Genomic DNA, 16287 nt, shown 5'->3' with positions numbered 1-16287 from the left:
AAATACCCTTAAATTGTAATTGTTATGCCTAATAATTTGTAAAACTCTTTCAAAATTGCCTGATGTCCTGGCCAGGCGGGAGAAGTGACCAAATTTCCATCCACGACTGCCTGATCCGCAGGAATATTTTTCCATGTGCCGCCAGCCAATTCGATATCCGGACCTACAGCAACATAGGCGGTAAGCGTACGTCCTTCAAGAACCTTTGCTGCCGTTAACACTTGAATGCCATGACATATTGCCGCGACAGGTTTATTGTGCTCAAAGAAGTGTCTTGTAATCTCCAAAACACGTTTGTTGAGTCGGATATATTCTGCCGATCGGCCACCAGCAATATATAGACCATCATAATCTTCAACATTTACCTCATCAAAATCCTTATTGATAGCGAAATTATGTCCGCGCAATTCTTTGTAGGTCTGGTCACCCGTAAAATCATGGACCGCTGTTGGCACCACATCACCGCTTTTTCGGTCTGGTGCAATTGCATCTACAGTTATTCCTATGGAACCCATTGCCTGAAATGGAACCATCGCTTCGTAATCTTCTACAAAGTCTCCTACCAGTAATAATATTTTTTTTGCCATATCAAAAACCTCTTTTAATAGGTTATCAATTTACATATTAAAAGAGGTTTTCACAATGATTATTTGTTAATCTTTTGTCAACCTTGTATCGCTAATTTTTCCGCAAGGATACGTTTTGTCTTTCTTACTTTAGCCTCTAATTGACTTCTTAAGGTTGGATCTATAATCCCTTTACCTTCTTCAAAATTTTTGTGAAATTCAGGAAGAGAGAAAGAATCTAAGATATCCGCACCATCCCAGGTAATTCGGTTGACAGCAGTGTTCAATACCGTTGCACCACCCATTGGACCAGGGGCCGTAGCCAACAAGAAAACAGGTTTGCCGTTGAATAATTTACGATTAGGAATACGCGAAACCCAGTCAACGATATTTTTGTAGGCTGAAGTATACGACCCATTGTGTTCTGCCAAAGAAATCAAAAGAAAATCTGCCGCATCCATTTTAGCAGCAAAGTCATAGGCCAATTGCGGAATGCCTAGCTCGGCTTCTTTATCGTAAGAATAGATAGGCATTTCAAAATGGTTTAGGTCCAGCAGCTCGATGGTGTCTTCTGCTTCTTTGTAGTATTTGGACGTACTTGTAACGAACATTTTGTTGATAGAATTTTTATTGCTTGTGCCTGCAAATGCTAATATTTTCATCGTTATATCATTAATTTAATCTTTATTCCTTTTATTTTCGATCTCTCTTATTTTAAAAGATGGTCAAACTTACAATATAATCGCTAAAAAAAAGTCAATCAAATGTCCTTGTGCGCTATGGAAGTGTATTTATTGATGTAGATCAATAAAATTGAACCGTTCATACATCCCAAGAATCCCTGTTAATCCGCCGGTATGAACCACAAGTATTTTGTCTGCTGGAGTGAAGTAATCATTTTTAATCAGATCATCTAGGGCATAGAGCAATTTGCCGGTATATGTAGGTTCGATCATTATCCCGGTATTTGTTACAAAATTTTGAACAAAAGATAGTAAGTCGGCAGTTGTTTTTGCATATCCTCCAAAATGATAATTGAGATGTAAAATAGGGGGAGCTATGTTGGGGTAAAGTTGATCAACTTCCTCTTGAATAAAGCCACCATTCTTTAAAACAGGTATACCATGCACACGTGTAAGAGCATCTCGTTTATCTATGGCGTTGGCTATTCCGGCCAATGTTGTTCCGGTGCCACAAGCAGTAAAGATATGCTGGTATTCTTGTCGGAGTTCATCGACCAGTTCGGCGCATCCCTTAGCGCCTAAAATACCATAGCCCCCTTCATGAATATAGAAAGTGGTTGGATCCTGACCGAAATATGTTTTGTACAGATTCTCTTTATTTCGGTAAGATTCGCGTTCGACATAAATCAGCTGCATGCCAAAGAGTCGACACATGGCTAAAACAGGGTTGTTGACTCCTTCTTCCCCTCTGACAAAAGCGGTTGTTCTAAACTTAAAGGTCGCTCCGGCGCAGGCTGTAGCTAAAAGATGATTGCTCCAGGCACCACCAAATGTAACAAGATGACTCTTCTGAAGCCGTATTGCTTCCGCTAGATTGTATTTTAATTTGCGCCATTTATTGCCTGAAATAAAAGGATGTATGAGGTCATCCCGCTTAAGCGTTACTTTTACATGCTTCTTCTCCCAAGCGGGGAGATACAATTCAGTTTCGGGACTGTGGATTTTGAACGGCAACATAACATTAAATGAAAACAAATTTAACGAAAATTGTTTCATTTGGTTTATTTTTGTAGCATGACAGAACAAATTGGATTGCAAGATCAGGAAGAACAAGAATTATTTGAACATCTACGGATAGAGGTGGACAAGGGGCAGGCCTTACTCCGCATTGATAAATATCTGATGAACAGAGTCGAAAATGCGACACGGAGTAAAATTCAGCATGCGATAGAAGCAGGTTCTGTCATGGTCAACGGTAAGGAAATCAAGGCGAGCTATAAAGTTAGACCCGATGATGTGATTACATTGGTGTTGCCTGATCCCCCGCGTGATAACGAAGTCTATCCAGAAAATATTCCTTTGGATATCAAATATGAAGATGATGACGTTCTGATTGTGAACAAAGAAGCTGGAATGGTTGTACACCCAGGATATAATAATTATACAGGAACTTTGGTGAATGCGCTCACTTATCATATTCAGCAGTTGCCACAGCTACCAGGAAATTCTGATCGTCCGGGATTAGTACACCGAATTGATAAAGATACTTCTGGGCTATTGGTTATCGCCAAAAATGAAAAGTCCATGGCCTTTTTGGCGAAACAGTTTTTCGACCACAGTATTACACGCAAGTATATCGCCATGGTATGGGGTGATTTAAAAGAAGATGGAACGATAACAGGTTATATTGGACGTCACCTAAAAGACAGACGCATCATGGCGATGTATGATAGTGAAGACAAGGGGCGTTGGTCGGTAACACACTATAAGGTTTTGGAACGCTTAGGTTATGTAACTTTAATCGAATGCCAGCTAGAAACGGGAAGAACACATCAGATCCGTACGCATATGCAGTCTATCGGGCATCCGCTGTTTAACGATGCAATGTATGGTGGAGACAAGATTTTAAAAGGTACCGTGTTTTCAAAGTATAAGCAGTTTGTCGATAACTGTTTTTCTTTGCTGCCTCGTCAAGCCCTTCATGCGCAAGTACTGGGATTTATTCATCCTGCTACAAAAGAAAATATGTACTTTGAAGTACCATACCCTGAAGATTTTCGTTTAGCTTTAGAAAAATGGCGTGGATACGCAGCAAATTCAATGGCTGTAGAAAATGGTTAAAATTTAGAACAGAATTAAGATGCCAACAAACTATATTAATTTCAATGGCAATGTAGTGCCGGAAAATCAGGAAATATTTAGCATTGAGAATAGAGGTTTTCGTTACGGGGATGGATTGTTCGAAACCATGCTCTATAAGGATGGTGATATCCGTTTTCTAAATTTTCATGTCGAACGCTTACAGAAAGGCATGGAATTGATTCATCTGGACGATGCAAATCTTTTCGACGAATTTTTTATTCGTTCGCGGTCCGAAGAATTAATCCGTAAAAATAATATGTTGGGGCAACAGGTCCGTATCCGATTGATCGTATTTAGATCAGGGGGCGGGCTGTATAGTCCGACAAGTAATAAGCCCGGCTTTGTTTTGCAGGTACAACGTCTAGAACCCAATCTGCGTGATAAGAAGGTGGGGCTGATCGTAGGCTTGTACAATGAATTTAAAAAACCGTATAGCGATCTGTCAAAAATTAAGTCTTTAAATGCGCAGATTTATGTTTTGGCCGGTATTTATAAAAAGAAAATGGCCTTTGACGATGTATTGATCCTAAATCAGGAGGGCTACTTATGTGAATCACTGACATCCAATATTTTTGTCTTTTATGAGAAAGTACTTTACACCCCTGCGCTGTCCGAAGGATGTATCGAGGGAGTTATGCGTAGGGTAGTGATGGACATGGCACAAGATGAGGGTATCGAGGTCGTTGAAGCCCAAATAAGCCCCGAAATTATGAAGCGGGCCGACGAGATTTTCTGTACCAATGCTGTACAGGGTGTGCAATGGGTGATGGGATATAAGCAAAAGCGTTATTTCAATAAAATATCCCGTATTCTGCAGGAAAAACTGCTAAACTGGAACTATGATATCAGTGATGAACAAGACTAGTACGATAGCGTCGTGGTGCCAAGAGCAGCGAGAATTAACAAAGGGCGGGAATTAATCCTGCCCTTTGTTAGTTATAAACTGCTCAGCCCATTGCTCAAATGCTTGTTTAAAGCTGTGTAGAAAATCCTTGGTTTCTCCGGATTCAATTTTGCCGTCAGATCCGATACTTGACTCAATATCACCAATATATGCTTCGGGTTGTTGCATTGTCAAGAGATTGACGAATACAAGGGATTGCCGGAGATGGTGATTGGCACCAAAACCGCCTAACGCCCCAATTGAAGAAGATATTACTGCAGCAGGTTTGCCATCCCAACTGTTCTTACCATAAGGTCTTGATCCTACATCAATTGCATTTTTCAACACAGCAGGAACTGAACGGTTATATTCTGCCGTGATAAAGAGCACTGCGTCCAATGCATTAATCTCCTCACGAAATCTTGTATAGCTAGCCGGCGGAGTGCCTTCATCATCGAAATCCTGATTATACAAAGGGAGATCGCCAATATCGATCAGGCTATAGCGAAATTTAGATTCCTCCTGATCAACGATATACTCTGCAATCTTTTTGTTAAACGAGTTTTTTCTTAAGCTACCAACCAATATACCTACGTTATATATGCTCATCGTATTTATTATTAAAGTTTCTATTATCTATTTATTTGAACAACATAGTATCCAATAATGTTTTTACTTTATTGCGAATAATACAGGTGTTCAACCTGTTAATAATGAGTTTTTTATCGATTGGTTAACAAAAATTAACATTTCGATATTAATCTTTTGCATACAGTTTGTTGTCGTATTGTAAAGAAGAAATTACAAACTAAGGGAGGAGTTACTTATGAAAAAATTGCTTTATGCAGCTGCTATCATTGCAGGCCTTTTTACGGCAAATGCTGCCCAGGCGCAAGTCAGTATTCGCGTCAACATCGGAAGTCAGCCTAATTGGGGCCCAGTAGGCTATGATTATGCCCGCTATTATTATATTCCAGAATATAATATGTATTACGATGTGCCCGCGAGATGTTATGTTTATTACGACAATGGCGGCTGGGTAAGGAGAGCTAACCTTCCTAGAAGATATAGACACTATGATTTTTATCGAGTACACAAGGTAGTTATCAACGACCGTACACCGTGGCATCATCACGACCGATATAGAAGTCGTTACGGGGGCTACCGCGGAAGACAGGTAGCCATTCGCGACAGCCATCATGGCGGTGGGTATTCATTTGCGAGCGAGCGCCGCAAAGTGAGCCGCGGACATTCATGGAATGAAGGCCATCGACACGATAGAGGACCTGGTCATCATGGACGCGGTAAGGGGCATGGACCTGGAAAGCACAGGCACTAATTTGTTACATTGAAATACAATCGTTCAATTAAATAAAAGGTCAATTGAAGTACAAAGAAGAATCTATAAGGCCATAGATTCTTCTTTTTTTACGCCCAAATAAATTAAGAAACATAATACCTGGATTCATAAAAATTATCTTAATTTTGCGCTACAATAAACCTACATGAGGCGCATGTAGTCTTCACGATAGGTTTTTGAAACAATAGTAATGCGTAAGTTAATTTTTGTAATGAGAAAAGGGATTCGTTTAGGTGCTGTATGGATAGGTTTGGGGATAGTTAGTTTAGGATTATATGCCTGTGATCAAGGAGGGAAGAGCAAGGTTCAAAATGGTGATACTACGGATGATTCCATCCCGGCCGTAAAAGATAGTTTAGTTACAGTGCAGGACTCGATCAGTAACGTGGATTCCTTACAAAAAGATACCATTGCTAAAACGGAAGAAGATAAGCCCTTTAAAAGCGCTAAAGATACAACCGTATTATTGACCGATACTGTTTCTCCGCGCTATATATATCTTACTTTTGACGATGGCCCTCTGAATGGAAGTCAGTATCTTGATTCCATTGCAACTGCAAAGGGTATTAAAATCAATACTTTTCTGATTGGACATCATGATAAAATGAGTAAAAAGATGCACAGCTATACCGAACGTTACAAGAATAATCCTTTAGTTGATTGTTATAACCATAGTTTTTGGCATGCGCATGACAAGTATACTGTATTTTATTCCAATCCGCAGGCTGCTTTTGAGGATTTTGAACATGCTGAGCAATCCTTGGGGCTCGAGCATAAAATCGTGCGATTGCCGGGAAGAAATATTTGGTATATCGGAGACCGTAAGAAAGTTGATTTGAAAACAGGGGGATCAACGGCCGAGTTACTGCATCAAAATGGTTATAAGGTCATTGGTTGGGATTGTGAATGGAAAATTAATGGTGTGACGGGAAAACCAGACTTGTCGGTAAATCAGTTATATACCCAAATGAAGAATCTACTTCGTAAAGGAACGTCGTATACGAAAAACAATGTGGTACTGTTGACACATGATAATATGTACCAGACTAAAAAAGGACAGCGACTTTTATCAGATTTAATCGATAGCCTAAAACAACATCCAAACTATCACTTTGAGTTTGTGCGGAATTATCCCAGATAGTGAGAATAGTTAAAACAAATAAAAAGGTATACAAGCGAAAGGCTTAAAAAGAGTGGGGTGACCGTCTCTTTTTAAGCCTTTCGCTTTTAAAGAGGCAATACTTAGTTTTGTTTACGGAGATATTTGGTTAAAATAACGATCGTCTGACCTTCAATCTTTCCTTCAATCTGCTCAATGTTGTTAGCTACCAATCTGATATTCTTTACAACTGTACCTAACGTGGCTTTAAGAGAAGAGCCTTTTACGTCGAGTGTTTTCGTTAATACAACTGTGTCACCTTCAAAGAGTCTTTGACCAATGCTATCTTCATGAAAAGAAACATAGCCATCATTTTCGTGGTCGCCGGTTTTTTTAGCTTCAGCCAACGTTTCATCGTCCAAATATAAAATATCCAATGCTTCCGATGCCCAGCCTTCATTTTTTAATCGGCTTAACATCCGCCAGCATACAATTTCTACAGCCGGATTTTCAGACCACATCGCATTTGGAAGAAACTTCCAGTCTTCGGGATTTAATTGTTCTGTCTTATTAAGCTGGTTGACTAATTTTTCTGAAATCAGTAAGGTATTGTCCAAATTTGCCGTTATTTCTGGAGGTAGTGTATAGGCAACTAAAGTCAATTCATTGCCCGTTAATTCACATTTTCCGCCAGCTCTCGCCTGTAATTGTTCTTCTAACTTCATATCTTTTTTTTGAAAGTCCAAACTTAACCAAATTTGTTTTGACACGCAATGACCAATATCACGACTTTACTAATTTAGCCGCTTCTATTGCTATTTTAATGCACTGCTTTGGATGATGAACATCTTTCAATACCCGTGAATTTATGGCGTTAAAAAATGTTGGACTGCAAATGCGCTACAATTTTTTTCTTAAAATAAAGCCTTTGTATGTAGAACATTGGTATTGATTTTGTATTAGTCCAGCTTTGGAAACGATTATTAACTATAATTTAGCGATACTATGAAATGGCAAGGAGGAAAACAAAGTGGTAATTTTGAAGACCGCAGGGGGATGTCGGGTGGTGGAAAAATAGCATTAGGTGGAATAGGGGGGATTATTGTTTTAGTCATAGGATTTCTGATGGGAGGAGATCCTACGCAACTTTTACAACAAGCCCAGAATATGGGGGCGCAGACCGAACAGTCGGGGCAGCCACGTGATCTAAATCCTGAAGAGAAAAGATTAACAGAGTTTTCATTGACTGTGCTCCAAAGCACCGAAGACGTCTGGGCAAAACTATTTAAAGAACAGATGCAGAAAAACTATACACCAACAACACTTGTGTTTTACGATGGTGGAACGCAAACGGACGGTTGCGGTATGGGACAGGCGTCTTATGGCCCTTTCTATTGTCCTGGTGATCAAAAAATTTATCTCGATTTGAGCTTTAGTAAAGAATTGTCAGATAAATTTGGAGCAAAAGGAGAATTTGCGATGGCTTATGTGATAGCGCATGAGGTTGGACATCATATCCAGCAACTGGTTGGACTGTTACCACAAACCAATGCAGCACGAGGAAAGCTCAGTGAACGAGAAAATAATAAAATCTCTGTCATGACCGAACTACAGGCGGATTTTTATGCAGGCGTATGGGCACATTATCTCAACGAGTATACCGATATAAAAATTGATTATAACGATATTATGGATGGTATGAAAGCTGCTGAAGCGGTCGGCGATGATAAGCTGCAAACAGAAGCACAGGGTTATGCTGTGCCAGAATCATTCACCCATGGGACATCTGCACAGCGTATGGCCTGGTTTAAAAAAGGATATGATTCTGGGGATATGCGATCGGGTAATACCTTTGAGGATCCTAGCCTGAAATAATCGTTGATTTCAATGAGAACACTTGATCACACCATGGTCAAGTGTTTTTTTAGTTCAGTACCGGTAATGCGCAACAATGCTACCATATACGCTTTTTCAAATCCCTATTGAACCAGCAAGTTGCAACCCCGTATATCACTTTGATCAAACCGACCCAATATTTCAAACGATCCATCCGCATGTACTTTCCCTAAATCTTGTGTTGCGATAAACGAACAGGAATAGCGATTCGCTAGATCGATAACATTAATTCCACCAGATTTATTCGAAGGAATCAAACTCAATGGATCATTGGTATCCCGGATCAGTATTTTCATCCATTTGGGTAGCTGAAAAATTCCTTGACCAGAGGAATAACCCTGAGATAGTAGTTCCGTCATCCCATATTCAGAATGAATTCCTACCACACCGAAAGCTTTTTCAAGAAGCTGATGGATTTCTTGTTTGACCATTTCCTTGCGCTTTCCTTTCATTCCTCCTGTTTCCATAATGATTAATTCTGGAAAATCGAAGGCATAGTGTTCGATAAAATCGAGAAGGGCATACGTCACTCCGAAGAGTATCGTCTTCGTTCCTTTATTTTTGAGCCGGACAAGTGTTTCGTATAGCTCTTGATGGTTATACAGAAAGTAATTGCTTTCAGGTTGATCACTTTGTTTCATAAGATCGTCAACCATATATATCAAAGAAGATCCACTTCTCTCGAGGTAAGAAGGGAGAAGTGCGAGTACGGCAATATTGCTCAAAGGGCCATAAAAATCTTCGAAGATCCGACGAAAGGTATGTTCATAAATATTCAGGTCGGCCACAAAATGTTTCGAGGTCAGCATTCCCGTCGTTCCGGAACTGGAAAAGACCATTTCAGCCTCCATTCCTTCGGTGATAACCTGTTGGGTTTTGAAAAATTCAATAGGTAGGAAAGGAATCTCGGTATAGTGTTCAATAAGGGCTTTATCCTTTCCCAAGATGCGGATATAGTCCCGATAAATTTTGCAATGCTGGCTTTGGAATTGGTAGGTCTCTAAACACTGCTGATTAAAATCATACTCGGTTTTAATCTCAAAAAAATCCTTCCAATTCGTCATAGCATTTAAAAATTTGATAGACAAAATTAACTAAAATTTGGAAACATTAACAGGTCTTATTGTTTCAGTTTTATCGGATGCGTAGTGAAGTTGAACGATAGCATAGCCGATAAGCAGGTGCAGGCAAGAATTCTTGGGGCTAAGCTGCAGCGCGCGTGTTCACTTGTGTACGATAGGTATGTACTGGAGCTGCTAGGAAAGCGCATGCCATACATATCGTGTAACAAGCTCAGATCCAATGTAAAAAAGCATCTGAGCTTGTTTATGTTTATAGCATACCGCCGTCAACAGGAAGAACCTGGCCGGTTACGTACGCCGATAAGTCGGATGCTAAATAAAGACAGGCATGAGCAACATCTTCCGGCTGTCCCGCGCGTTTCAACGGAATTCCTGCTTCCCATCCGGCAACAACTTTCGGATCCAATACATCCGTCATTTCCGTCCGTATAAAACCTGGAGCAACAACGTTAGCACGGATATTACGCGAACCTAATTCTTTTGCGACAGATTTTGTGAACCCGATAATACCTGCTTTTGAGGCAGCGTAATTCGCCTGACCAGCATTGCCCTGAACACCCACTACCGAAGACATATTAATAAATGAACCCTTGCGGTTTTTCATCATAATTTTTGAAGCTGCCTTGGTGACGTTAAACACCGACTTGAGGTTGACATTTAAGACATCGTCCCAATTTTCTTCAGTCATACGCATCAATAAGCCGTCTTTTGTGATACCCGCATTGTTTACAACAATATCCAGTCCACCGAAATCGGCAACAATGGAATTGATTAGTTGTTCCGCTTCTTCAAATTTTGAAGCATCAGAACGATAGCCGATTACTTTCGTACCGAAAGCCTGAAGCTCCTGCTCTAACGCCTGTCCTTTTTCGACAGAAGAAAGATATGTGAAAGCGACGTTAGCACCATGTTGTGCAAAAACTTCTGCAATTTTCCTTCCGATTCCTTTCGATGCTCCTGTTATTAAAGCAATTTTTCCTTCGAGTATTTTCATCTGTATAAGTTATTTATCTTTAATTATTTACGATACGACATAGATCCATCGTTCCGACTTCCTCCCGCGTTGCTCTTCCTACACATTATGGAGATCAATACGACACGGGCGCTTTCCTTCGGTCGCTATCCAGCTATGCCACAGCGATTCTTTTTTTTTATTTTTTATCCCTGTCGCTTCTAGACATTTTGCAAAAATGTTAAAACTATATTATAACACAAAATCTTTCGATAAATAACGGTCTAAATTAGCAGAACATTATGCCTTCAGCTGATGTTTACAAAAGCGTTGCTTGCTATTCTTTTAGCGAACGGATTTAGTGGTTAACAGTAAGCGTTTACTCACTTTATATAATTTTAATAAATCCATGGTATTTTTGAATAAGTGCTTCTAAAAAGTACAGTTTTTTGACAAAAGACTTGGACGTTTATCAAAAACTATATTAAATTTGCATCAATCACAAAAACATGAGCAAAAAATCAAATAAAGAAGTTGACGTTGTTCTAATCGGCGCCGGTATTATGAGTGCTACTTTGGGTACTCTAATCAATGAATTAAGCCCAGACGTTAATATTGAAATTCTTGAGCGTTTGGATGTTGTGGCTGCTGAAAGTTCAGACGCTTGGAATAATGCTGGCACGGGTCACTCTGCCTTATGCGAGTTAAATTATACGCCCGAACAGAAAGATGGTTCTGTAAAGATTGATAAAGCAGTGAAAATTGCTGAGCAATTTGAGGTATCTAAGCAGTTTTGGTCCTACCTTGTTGATAAAGGCATCATTACCCAGCCTGAAAATTTTATCCGTAGTATTCCACACCTGAGTGCGGTTTTTGGTGAAAAAGATGCTAAATTTCTAAAAACAAGATGGGAAACGTTAACCACCCAAAACTTGTTTAAGGGGATGGAGTATACCGAAGATGCTGAATTGCTGAAATCATGGATTCCATTGATGATGGAGGGGCGTGCTAAAAACGAAAAGATTGCTGCAACGAAAATGGATCTTGGTACAGATGTCAATTTTGGCTCATTGACACGTGATTTGATCGCTAATCTTGCAAATAAAGAAAATATATCCATTTCGCTAAACCATGAAGTCATTGACATCGAACGTGAAGATGATGGCCGTTGGGAAGTGGAGGTCAAAGATTTAAAAACAGGAGTAAAGAGAGAAATCAAAGCGAAATTTGTATTTATTGGTGCTGGTGGACACTCCTTGCTGTTGTTGGAAAAATCTGGAATACCCGAAGCAAAGGGGTATGGTGGCTTTCCGGTAGGAGGCCAATGGCTGCGTTGCGTGAATGAGGAGATTATTAATGCCCACCACGCCAAAGTGTACGGCAAAGCCTCTGTAGGTGCTCCACCAATGTCTGTGCCGCACTTAGATACGCGTTATATCGATGGCAAACAAGCTTTGTTATTTGGGCCTTATGCGGGTTTTTCAACAAAATTCCTCAAACAGGGGTCTTATTTCGATCTACCGGCTTCTATCAAGTTGTCGAATATCCGACCGATGCTATCTGCCGGACTTGATAATTTGCCCTTGACCAAGTATTTGATCACAGAAGTCATGAAATCTCCGAAAGATAAACTGGAATCATTGAAACAATTTATGCCCACAGCAAAATTGGAGGACTGGGTGATTGAGAAGGCGGGACAACGGGTTCAGGTGATCAAGAAAGATGAGAAGAGAGGTGGAATTTTGGAATTTGGAACAGAGGTCGTTTCTAGTTCAGATGGCTCTATTGCCGCATTATTGGGCGCTTCTCCTGGCGCTTCTACCTCTGTTGCTATCATGATCAGTTTGCTGAAGAAATGTTTCCCTGAGCGTGCTAAATCAGATGAATACCGCAAGAAGTTACGTGAGATGATACCATCACACGGTAAATCATTGAACGATGATGCACAGCTTTGTAAAGAAACACGTATACGCACACATAAGGCGCTGAAATTAATCGATATCGATTAATCAGTTCGACCGCCAATATACTTGAGGGGTGCTTCGAACGGCTTTGGCCGTTCTGGGCTGAGATTATACCCAATAAAAGCGATTGTTCCTCTTTGTACAATCGCTTTTATATACCTGATCCAGGTAATGCTGGCGTAGGGATTTAATTTCAATAAAAACAGCTTTTTTCCCCGAAGGTTTATTATAAGATCACAAGCAATAATAAACAATTCGAATGACTCCCGAATCCATTATCGACGCTTTTATAAAACAGATGCAGCAGGCCACAGTAGCGGAATGGCTAGGGGTTTCTTTCGGCATTCTGCAAGTCTGGTTTTCACGGCAAAATAAATCAATCCATTATATTTTTGGAATTATAGGCATACTGATATCCGTATATGTATTATTTCATGCAAAACTGTATGCTGAAATATTGTTGCACCTGTATTATTTAGTCATGAGCATCTACGGCTGGATGTATTGGAAATATAGCAGTGACGTCGCTACGCCGATAACGCATTGTGAAAAGAAAGATTGGTGGATAGTAAGCTTTATCTGCACCGCTGGTTTTCTGTTGTTCTATTTTGGATTGGTGCACTTAACAGACTCGGATGTTCCACTATGGGATTCTGCCGTTTCTTGTACCGCTTGGGCAGGAATGTGGTTGTTGGCAAAACGTAAAATAGAAAATTGGATACTGTTGAACATTAGCAATCTAATGGCTATTCCGTTATTGATCCATAAAGGATTGTTCCTTTATTCCGGACTGACTTTGTTTTTATTTGTGATGGCATTTAGTGGATATTTAAATTGGAGGAAAATCATACGTGAAGAGAGATATGCAACTCAATAGTGCGGATATTGCAATTCTGAAAGACAGTCAGGCAAAAGGTATTCAGCAGAAATCCTTGTCGTATGAACAGTTGGAGCTAATCTATCGCAGAAAATGGTTCAAAATCTGGATTCCCGTTGAATTGGGGGGATTAGGTTTAACGGTGCCCGAAGGTCTCAATGTATTGGCTGATTTAGCGTATTGGGACGGCGGGCTGGCCTGGACAGTTACATTATGTTCGGGAGCAAATCTTTTTGTGGGTTTTATTGACCCCGTTTTAGGTGATCAAATTTTTAAAACGGAACGCGTTTGTTTCGGTGGTAGCGGTCAGGCATCTGGCACAGCAACGCGCGATGGTGAACATTATCGACTCACAGGATTTTGGAAATACGCCACTGGAGCTCCCCATTTAACCCATTTTACGTTGAATGCAACGATTCAGGAAGAGGGCAAACCCGTATTGGATGACAAGGGAGATCCCCTTGTAAAATCATTTTTTGTCGATAGGGAACATGCGCTGGTTCATTATGACTGGGATACATTCGGATTAGAAGTGACAGCCTCGCACTCTTTTTCGCTGCAGGACGTTCCTGTTGATGGTAAACGGTGTTTCGAAATCAATGCGGCAAAAAGCACACGCAGTGATCTACGCTATCAATATCCCTTTATGCCTTTTGCTGAGTTGACCCTGCTGGCCAATTTTATCGGGATGTATAAGCGATTTCTGGATTTGATTGAAAAACTGTTTGTGTTAAAAAGTAAAGCGTCCAAATGGGAGCATGCAGCGAGTAAAGCTGCTTTCGGCATGCTCGATGAACTTCAACAAGATTTCATAATACAAAAGGATGCTATCCTGAATTTGGCTGATCATTCTTGGGATAACCTCAGTAATGGAATCGATAATGCCTTAATTTATGCGCAAATAGCGACGCAAAGCCGTGATTTTGTGTCTTCCATCTTAATGAATACCGCTAAACTCTATCCTCATGCAGGGATTTTGGGGGCGGCCGTTGACCAAGAGATCAATATCATCTTCCGAAATATTTTTACTGCTTCACAGCATAAGTTGTTGCAAAAAAGTATATAAATAAAAGCTTAGTTTAAAGAATTTTTTGTTACAAATACTGGGTTATCTACAGATTTTCCGCTGCTAATTTTTGATGTGCCAAAAGAAGACCAACTTGTAACCAACTCGACCCTTTTTGCAGTGCTTGCTCAGTGCTCGTTCAGTGCTTACTCAGTGGTGATTCAGTGACGAGTGAACAAGCACTGAATCACCACTGGTTAATAATTGTTCTAAAGCTGTGCTTAGGGGTAAATTGGTGTTAGGATATCTTCTTTCTAATTGGTATCTTAGCTATTTTTTGCCATGACATAGCCAACCGATTCGCACGCATTGCGGAATTTTTGCCGTTAAGGAATGCTGAGGAATATTAAAATGGCGAAGTCAACATGGCGCTGGATTAGGTATATTAAAAAAAGGAGACAATTTCTTTGAAATGTCTCCTTTTGTGTTCCCGGCGGGGGTCGAACCCACATCGTCAGAACCGGAATCTGAAATTCTATCCATTGAACTACGGGAACGTCCCGCAAAGATATACTATTTTCTAGATCTAACAAATATCTTTACGATAAAATTGAAACTTTTAGCAGGCAATTTTTAGCGATAATTAGCGCCGTTTTTTTGCTTCTAGATTTCAGCAGTTCCTCATTTTTTTAAGTCGGTGCTAATGATTTGTTTAGGCATACTTCGGATCGGAAAAAGGTGACAGTTGACAGCAGGTTGGTTATGACCGTGGGTGGTATTGCGTGATTACGGAATGCAGGTAATCCTTGTCAATATGCGTATATATTTCGGTAGTTGTGATACTTTCGTGTCCGAGCATATCCTGTACAGCGCGCAAATCGGCACCACCTTCCACCAAATGAGAGGCAAAACTATGGCGAAAGGTATGTGGGCTAATGTTTTTCTGTAAGCCTATTTTTAGGGCAAGTTCTTTGATGATCAAAAATATCATGACCCGGGATAATGCAGCTCCTCGTCTGTTGAGAAATACAATATCTTCATTTCCCGGTTTAATCTTGATGTGAGGCCTGATGGTTTCCAGGTAGATGCGGAGGTGTTTAATGGCGTGTTGACCAATTGGTATGAGGCGTTCTTTGCTTCCCTTGCCTTCAACTTTGATAAATTCTACATCTAAAAATAGATTGGATAGTTTGAGTGTGGTAAGTTCCGAAACACGGAGGCCACATCCATATAAGATTTCGATGATAGTTTTATTTCGTTGGCCCTCGGATGAAGAGAGATCGATTGCAGAAATCAATTGATCGACCTCCTGTATACTTAAAACACTGGGCAGCTTGCGCGCCAAGCGCGGTGCCTGAATAAGGTCTGTAGGATTGTTGCTGAATGCATGCTCAATGATCAAAAAGCTAAAAAAGGTTTTAAGTCCAGATATCAATCTCGACTGCGTGAACGGTGAAATATTGTATTGCTGCAGCCAAACCAAAAATTCCTGGATATTTTTTCTCGCTATGTTGTTTAAAACCAGATGATTGTCCTCACAATAAATCTGAAATTTGGATACGTCATTTAAGTAAGCGTCAATAGAATTTGCACTTAAGCCTCTTTCGAACTTTAAGAATTGTTCGAATTCTTTTTTGATGACGTTCCAGTTTTTAAAATCCATTTGCAGCAAAATTACAATTAACTGTCGTTCTTTTTGAAAGATATTCAGTATTTTTAGAATGATTTCTACCGGTCCGAACCAAATGCAGTAAAAGCAGCAGCAGTATGCTGTTCG

Annotated in this window: 16 protein-coding genes and 1 tRNA gene; 8 read left to right on the top strand and 9 right to left on the bottom strand. The window is 40.1% G+C overall.

Annotated elements, in window-relative coordinates; translation table 11 throughout:
* Positions 1-8: 8 nt before the first annotated feature.
* The 3 genes from B3139_RS06545 to B3139_RS06535 form a co-directional block, all read right to left on the bottom strand.
* Entirely contained in the window at positions 9-587 is a 579-nt protein-coding gene (locus tag B3139_RS06545) for a DJ-1/PfpI family protein (protein ID WP_293881002.1), read from the bottom strand.
* Between the two features lie 77 nt (positions 588-664).
* Positions 665-1228, bottom strand: a complete 564-nt coding sequence (locus B3139_RS06540; RefSeq protein WP_209575714.1) for an NADPH-dependent FMN reductase — start codon at positions 1226-1228, stop codon at positions 665-667.
* A gap of 129 nt (positions 1229-1357) precedes the next feature.
* On the bottom strand, positions 1358-2305 hold the full coding sequence (locus B3139_RS06535; protein WP_293880999.1) for a 1-aminocyclopropane-1-carboxylate deaminase/D-cysteine desulfhydrase: 948 nt from the start codon (positions 2303-2305) through the stop codon (positions 1358-1360).
* Positions 2306-2323: 18 nt separating this feature from the next.
* Here B3139_RS06535 and B3139_RS06530 point away from each other — a divergent pair, with 18 nt between their 5' ends.
* Positions 2324-3370 (top strand): RluA family pseudouridine synthase, encoded by a 1047-nt coding sequence (locus B3139_RS06530; protein ID WP_293880997.1) that lies wholly within the window; start codon positions 2324-2326, stop codon positions 3368-3370.
* Between the two features lie 19 nt (positions 3371-3389).
* Positions 3390-4256: an aminotransferase class IV gene (locus B3139_RS06525; RefSeq protein WP_293880995.1), complete on the top strand. Its 867-nt coding sequence runs from the start codon at positions 3390-3392 to the stop codon at positions 4254-4256.
* 51 nt (positions 4257-4307) lie between these two features.
* Here B3139_RS06525 and B3139_RS06520 read toward each other — a convergent pair whose 3' ends face one another.
* On the bottom strand, positions 4308-4883 hold the full coding sequence (locus B3139_RS06520; protein ID WP_293880993.1) for an NADPH-dependent FMN reductase: 576 nt from the start codon (positions 4881-4883) through the stop codon (positions 4308-4310).
* A 217-nt stretch (positions 4884-5100) separates the two neighbouring features.
* Between B3139_RS06520 and B3139_RS06515 the strand changes: the two genes are divergently transcribed.
* Both B3139_RS06515 and B3139_RS06510 read left to right on the top strand, forming a co-directional pair.
* Entirely contained in the window at positions 5101-5613 is a 513-nt protein-coding gene (locus B3139_RS06515; protein ID WP_293880991.1) for a hypothetical protein, read from the top strand.
* A 211-nt stretch (positions 5614-5824) separates the two neighbouring features.
* A complete protein-coding gene (locus B3139_RS06510) occupies positions 5825-6775 on the top strand; it encodes a polysaccharide deacetylase family protein (RefSeq protein WP_293880989.1) in 951 nt (316 codons plus the stop codon).
* Between the two features lie 101 nt (positions 6776-6876).
* Here the strand turns inward: B3139_RS06510 and B3139_RS06505 are convergent, their stop codons facing one another.
* Positions 6877-7458: a PhnA domain-containing protein gene (locus tag B3139_RS06505; protein ID WP_293880987.1), complete on the bottom strand. Its 582-nt coding sequence runs from the start codon at positions 7456-7458 to the stop codon at positions 6877-6879.
* A gap of 280 nt (positions 7459-7738) precedes the next feature.
* Here B3139_RS06505 and B3139_RS06500 point away from each other — a divergent pair, with 280 nt between their 5' ends.
* Positions 7739-8608: a KPN_02809 family neutral zinc metallopeptidase gene (locus B3139_RS06500; RefSeq protein WP_293880985.1), complete on the top strand. Its 870-nt coding sequence runs from the start codon at positions 7739-7741 to the stop codon at positions 8606-8608.
* Between the two features lie 104 nt (positions 8609-8712).
* Here B3139_RS06500 and B3139_RS06495 read toward each other — a convergent pair whose 3' ends face one another.
* Both B3139_RS06495 and fabG read right to left on the bottom strand, forming a co-directional pair.
* The gene (locus tag B3139_RS06495; protein ID WP_293880983.1) at positions 8713-9693 is read right to left on the bottom strand and encodes an acyl transferase; all 981 of its coding nucleotides are present in this window, start codon (positions 9691-9693) and stop codon (positions 8713-8715) included.
* 268 nt (positions 9694-9961) lie between these two features.
* Positions 9962-10705, bottom strand: a complete 744-nt coding sequence (gene fabG / locus B3139_RS06490; protein ID WP_209575697.1) for a 3-oxoacyl-[acyl-carrier-protein] reductase — start codon at positions 10703-10705, stop codon at positions 9962-9964.
* A 467-nt stretch (positions 10706-11172) separates the two neighbouring features.
* Here fabG and B3139_RS06485 point away from each other — a divergent pair, with 467 nt between their 5' ends.
* The 3 genes from B3139_RS06485 (at position 11173) to B3139_RS06475 (ending at position 14570) form a co-directional block, all read left to right on the top strand.
* The gene (locus tag B3139_RS06485) at positions 11173-12672 is read left to right on the top strand and encodes a malate:quinone oxidoreductase (protein WP_293880981.1); all 1500 of its coding nucleotides are present in this window, start codon (positions 11173-11175) and stop codon (positions 12670-12672) included.
* A gap of 214 nt (positions 12673-12886) precedes the next feature.
* Complete coding sequence (gene pnuC, locus B3139_RS06480; protein ID WP_293880979.1) at positions 12887-13504, top strand: nicotinamide riboside transporter PnuC; 618 nt, start codon at positions 12887-12889, stop codon at positions 13502-13504.
* A complete protein-coding gene (locus B3139_RS06475; protein ID WP_293880977.1) occupies positions 13491-14570 on the top strand; it encodes an acyl-CoA dehydrogenase in 1080 nt (359 codons plus the stop codon). Before pnuC ends, B3139_RS06475 begins: the two co-directional genes overlap by 14 nt.
* A gap of 425 nt (positions 14571-14995) precedes the next feature.
* On the opposite strand, the gene B3139_RS06470 is transcribed toward B3139_RS06475, so the two are convergent.
* Positions 14996-15067, bottom strand: a tRNA-Arg gene (locus B3139_RS06470).
* Positions 15068-15270: 203 nt separating this feature from the next.
* Complete coding sequence (gene xerD / locus B3139_RS06465) at positions 15271-16173, bottom strand: site-specific tyrosine recombinase XerD (RefSeq protein WP_293880975.1); 903 nt, start codon at positions 16171-16173, stop codon at positions 15271-15273.
* Positions 16174-16287: the final 114 nt, after the last annotated feature.

Source organism: Sphingobacterium sp. UBA1498 (assembly GCF_002325125.1).
Lineage (GTDB): Bacteria > Bacteroidota > Bacteroidia > Sphingobacteriales > Sphingobacteriaceae > Sphingobacterium.
This window is presented reverse-complemented; position numbering and strand designations above follow the sequence as displayed.

Excerpts from the sequence above, each read along its gene's own strand:
- B3139_RS06545 (WP_293881002.1), bottom strand. The coding sequence starts at position 587 with ATGGCAAAAAAAATATTATTACTGGTAGGAGACTTTGTAGAAGATTAC.
- B3139_RS06540 (WP_209575714.1), bottom strand. The coding sequence starts at position 1,228 with ATGAAAATATTAGCATTTGCAGGCACAAGCAATAAAAATTCTATCAAC.
- B3139_RS06535 (WP_293880999.1), bottom strand. The coding sequence starts at position 2,305 with ATGAAACAATTTTCGTTAAATTTGTTTTCATTTAATGTTATGTTGCCG.
- B3139_RS06530 (WP_293880997.1), top strand. The coding sequence starts at position 2,324 with ATGACAGAACAAATTGGATTGCAAGATCAGGAAGAACAAGAATTATTT.
- B3139_RS06525 (WP_293880995.1), top strand. The coding sequence starts at position 3,390 with ATGCCAACAAACTATATTAATTTCAATGGCAATGTAGTGCCGGAAAAT.
- B3139_RS06520 (WP_293880993.1), bottom strand. The coding sequence starts at position 4,883 with ATGAGCATATATAACGTAGGTATATTGGTTGGTAGCTTAAGAAAAAAC.
- B3139_RS06515 (WP_293880991.1), top strand. The coding sequence starts at position 5,101 with ATGAAAAAATTGCTTTATGCAGCTGCTATCATTGCAGGCCTTTTTACG.
- B3139_RS06510 (WP_293880989.1), top strand. The coding sequence starts at position 5,825 with ATGCGTAAGTTAATTTTTGTAATGAGAAAAGGGATTCGTTTAGGTGCT.
- B3139_RS06505 (WP_293880987.1), bottom strand. The coding sequence starts at position 7,458 with ATGAAGTTAGAAGAACAATTACAGGCGAGAGCTGGCGGAAAATGTGAA.
- B3139_RS06500 (WP_293880985.1), top strand. The coding sequence starts at position 7,739 with ATGAAATGGCAAGGAGGAAAACAAAGTGGTAATTTTGAAGACCGCAGG.
- B3139_RS06495 (WP_293880983.1), bottom strand. The coding sequence starts at position 9,693 with ATGACGAATTGGAAGGATTTTTTTGAGATTAAAACCGAGTATGATTTT.
- fabG (WP_209575697.1), bottom strand. The coding sequence starts at position 10,705 with ATGAAAATACTCGAAGGAAAAATTGCTTTAATAACAGGAGCATCGAAA.
- B3139_RS06485 (WP_293880981.1), top strand. The coding sequence starts at position 11,173 with ATGAGCAAAAAATCAAATAAAGAAGTTGACGTTGTTCTAATCGGCGCC.
- pnuC (WP_293880979.1), top strand. The coding sequence starts at position 12,887 with ATGACTCCCGAATCCATTATCGACGCTTTTATAAAACAGATGCAGCAG.
- B3139_RS06475 (WP_293880977.1), top strand. The coding sequence starts at position 13,491 with ATGCAACTCAATAGTGCGGATATTGCAATTCTGAAAGACAGTCAGGCA.
- xerD (WP_293880975.1), bottom strand. The coding sequence starts at position 16,173 with ATGGATTTTAAAAACTGGAACGTCATCAAAAAAGAATTCGAACAATTC.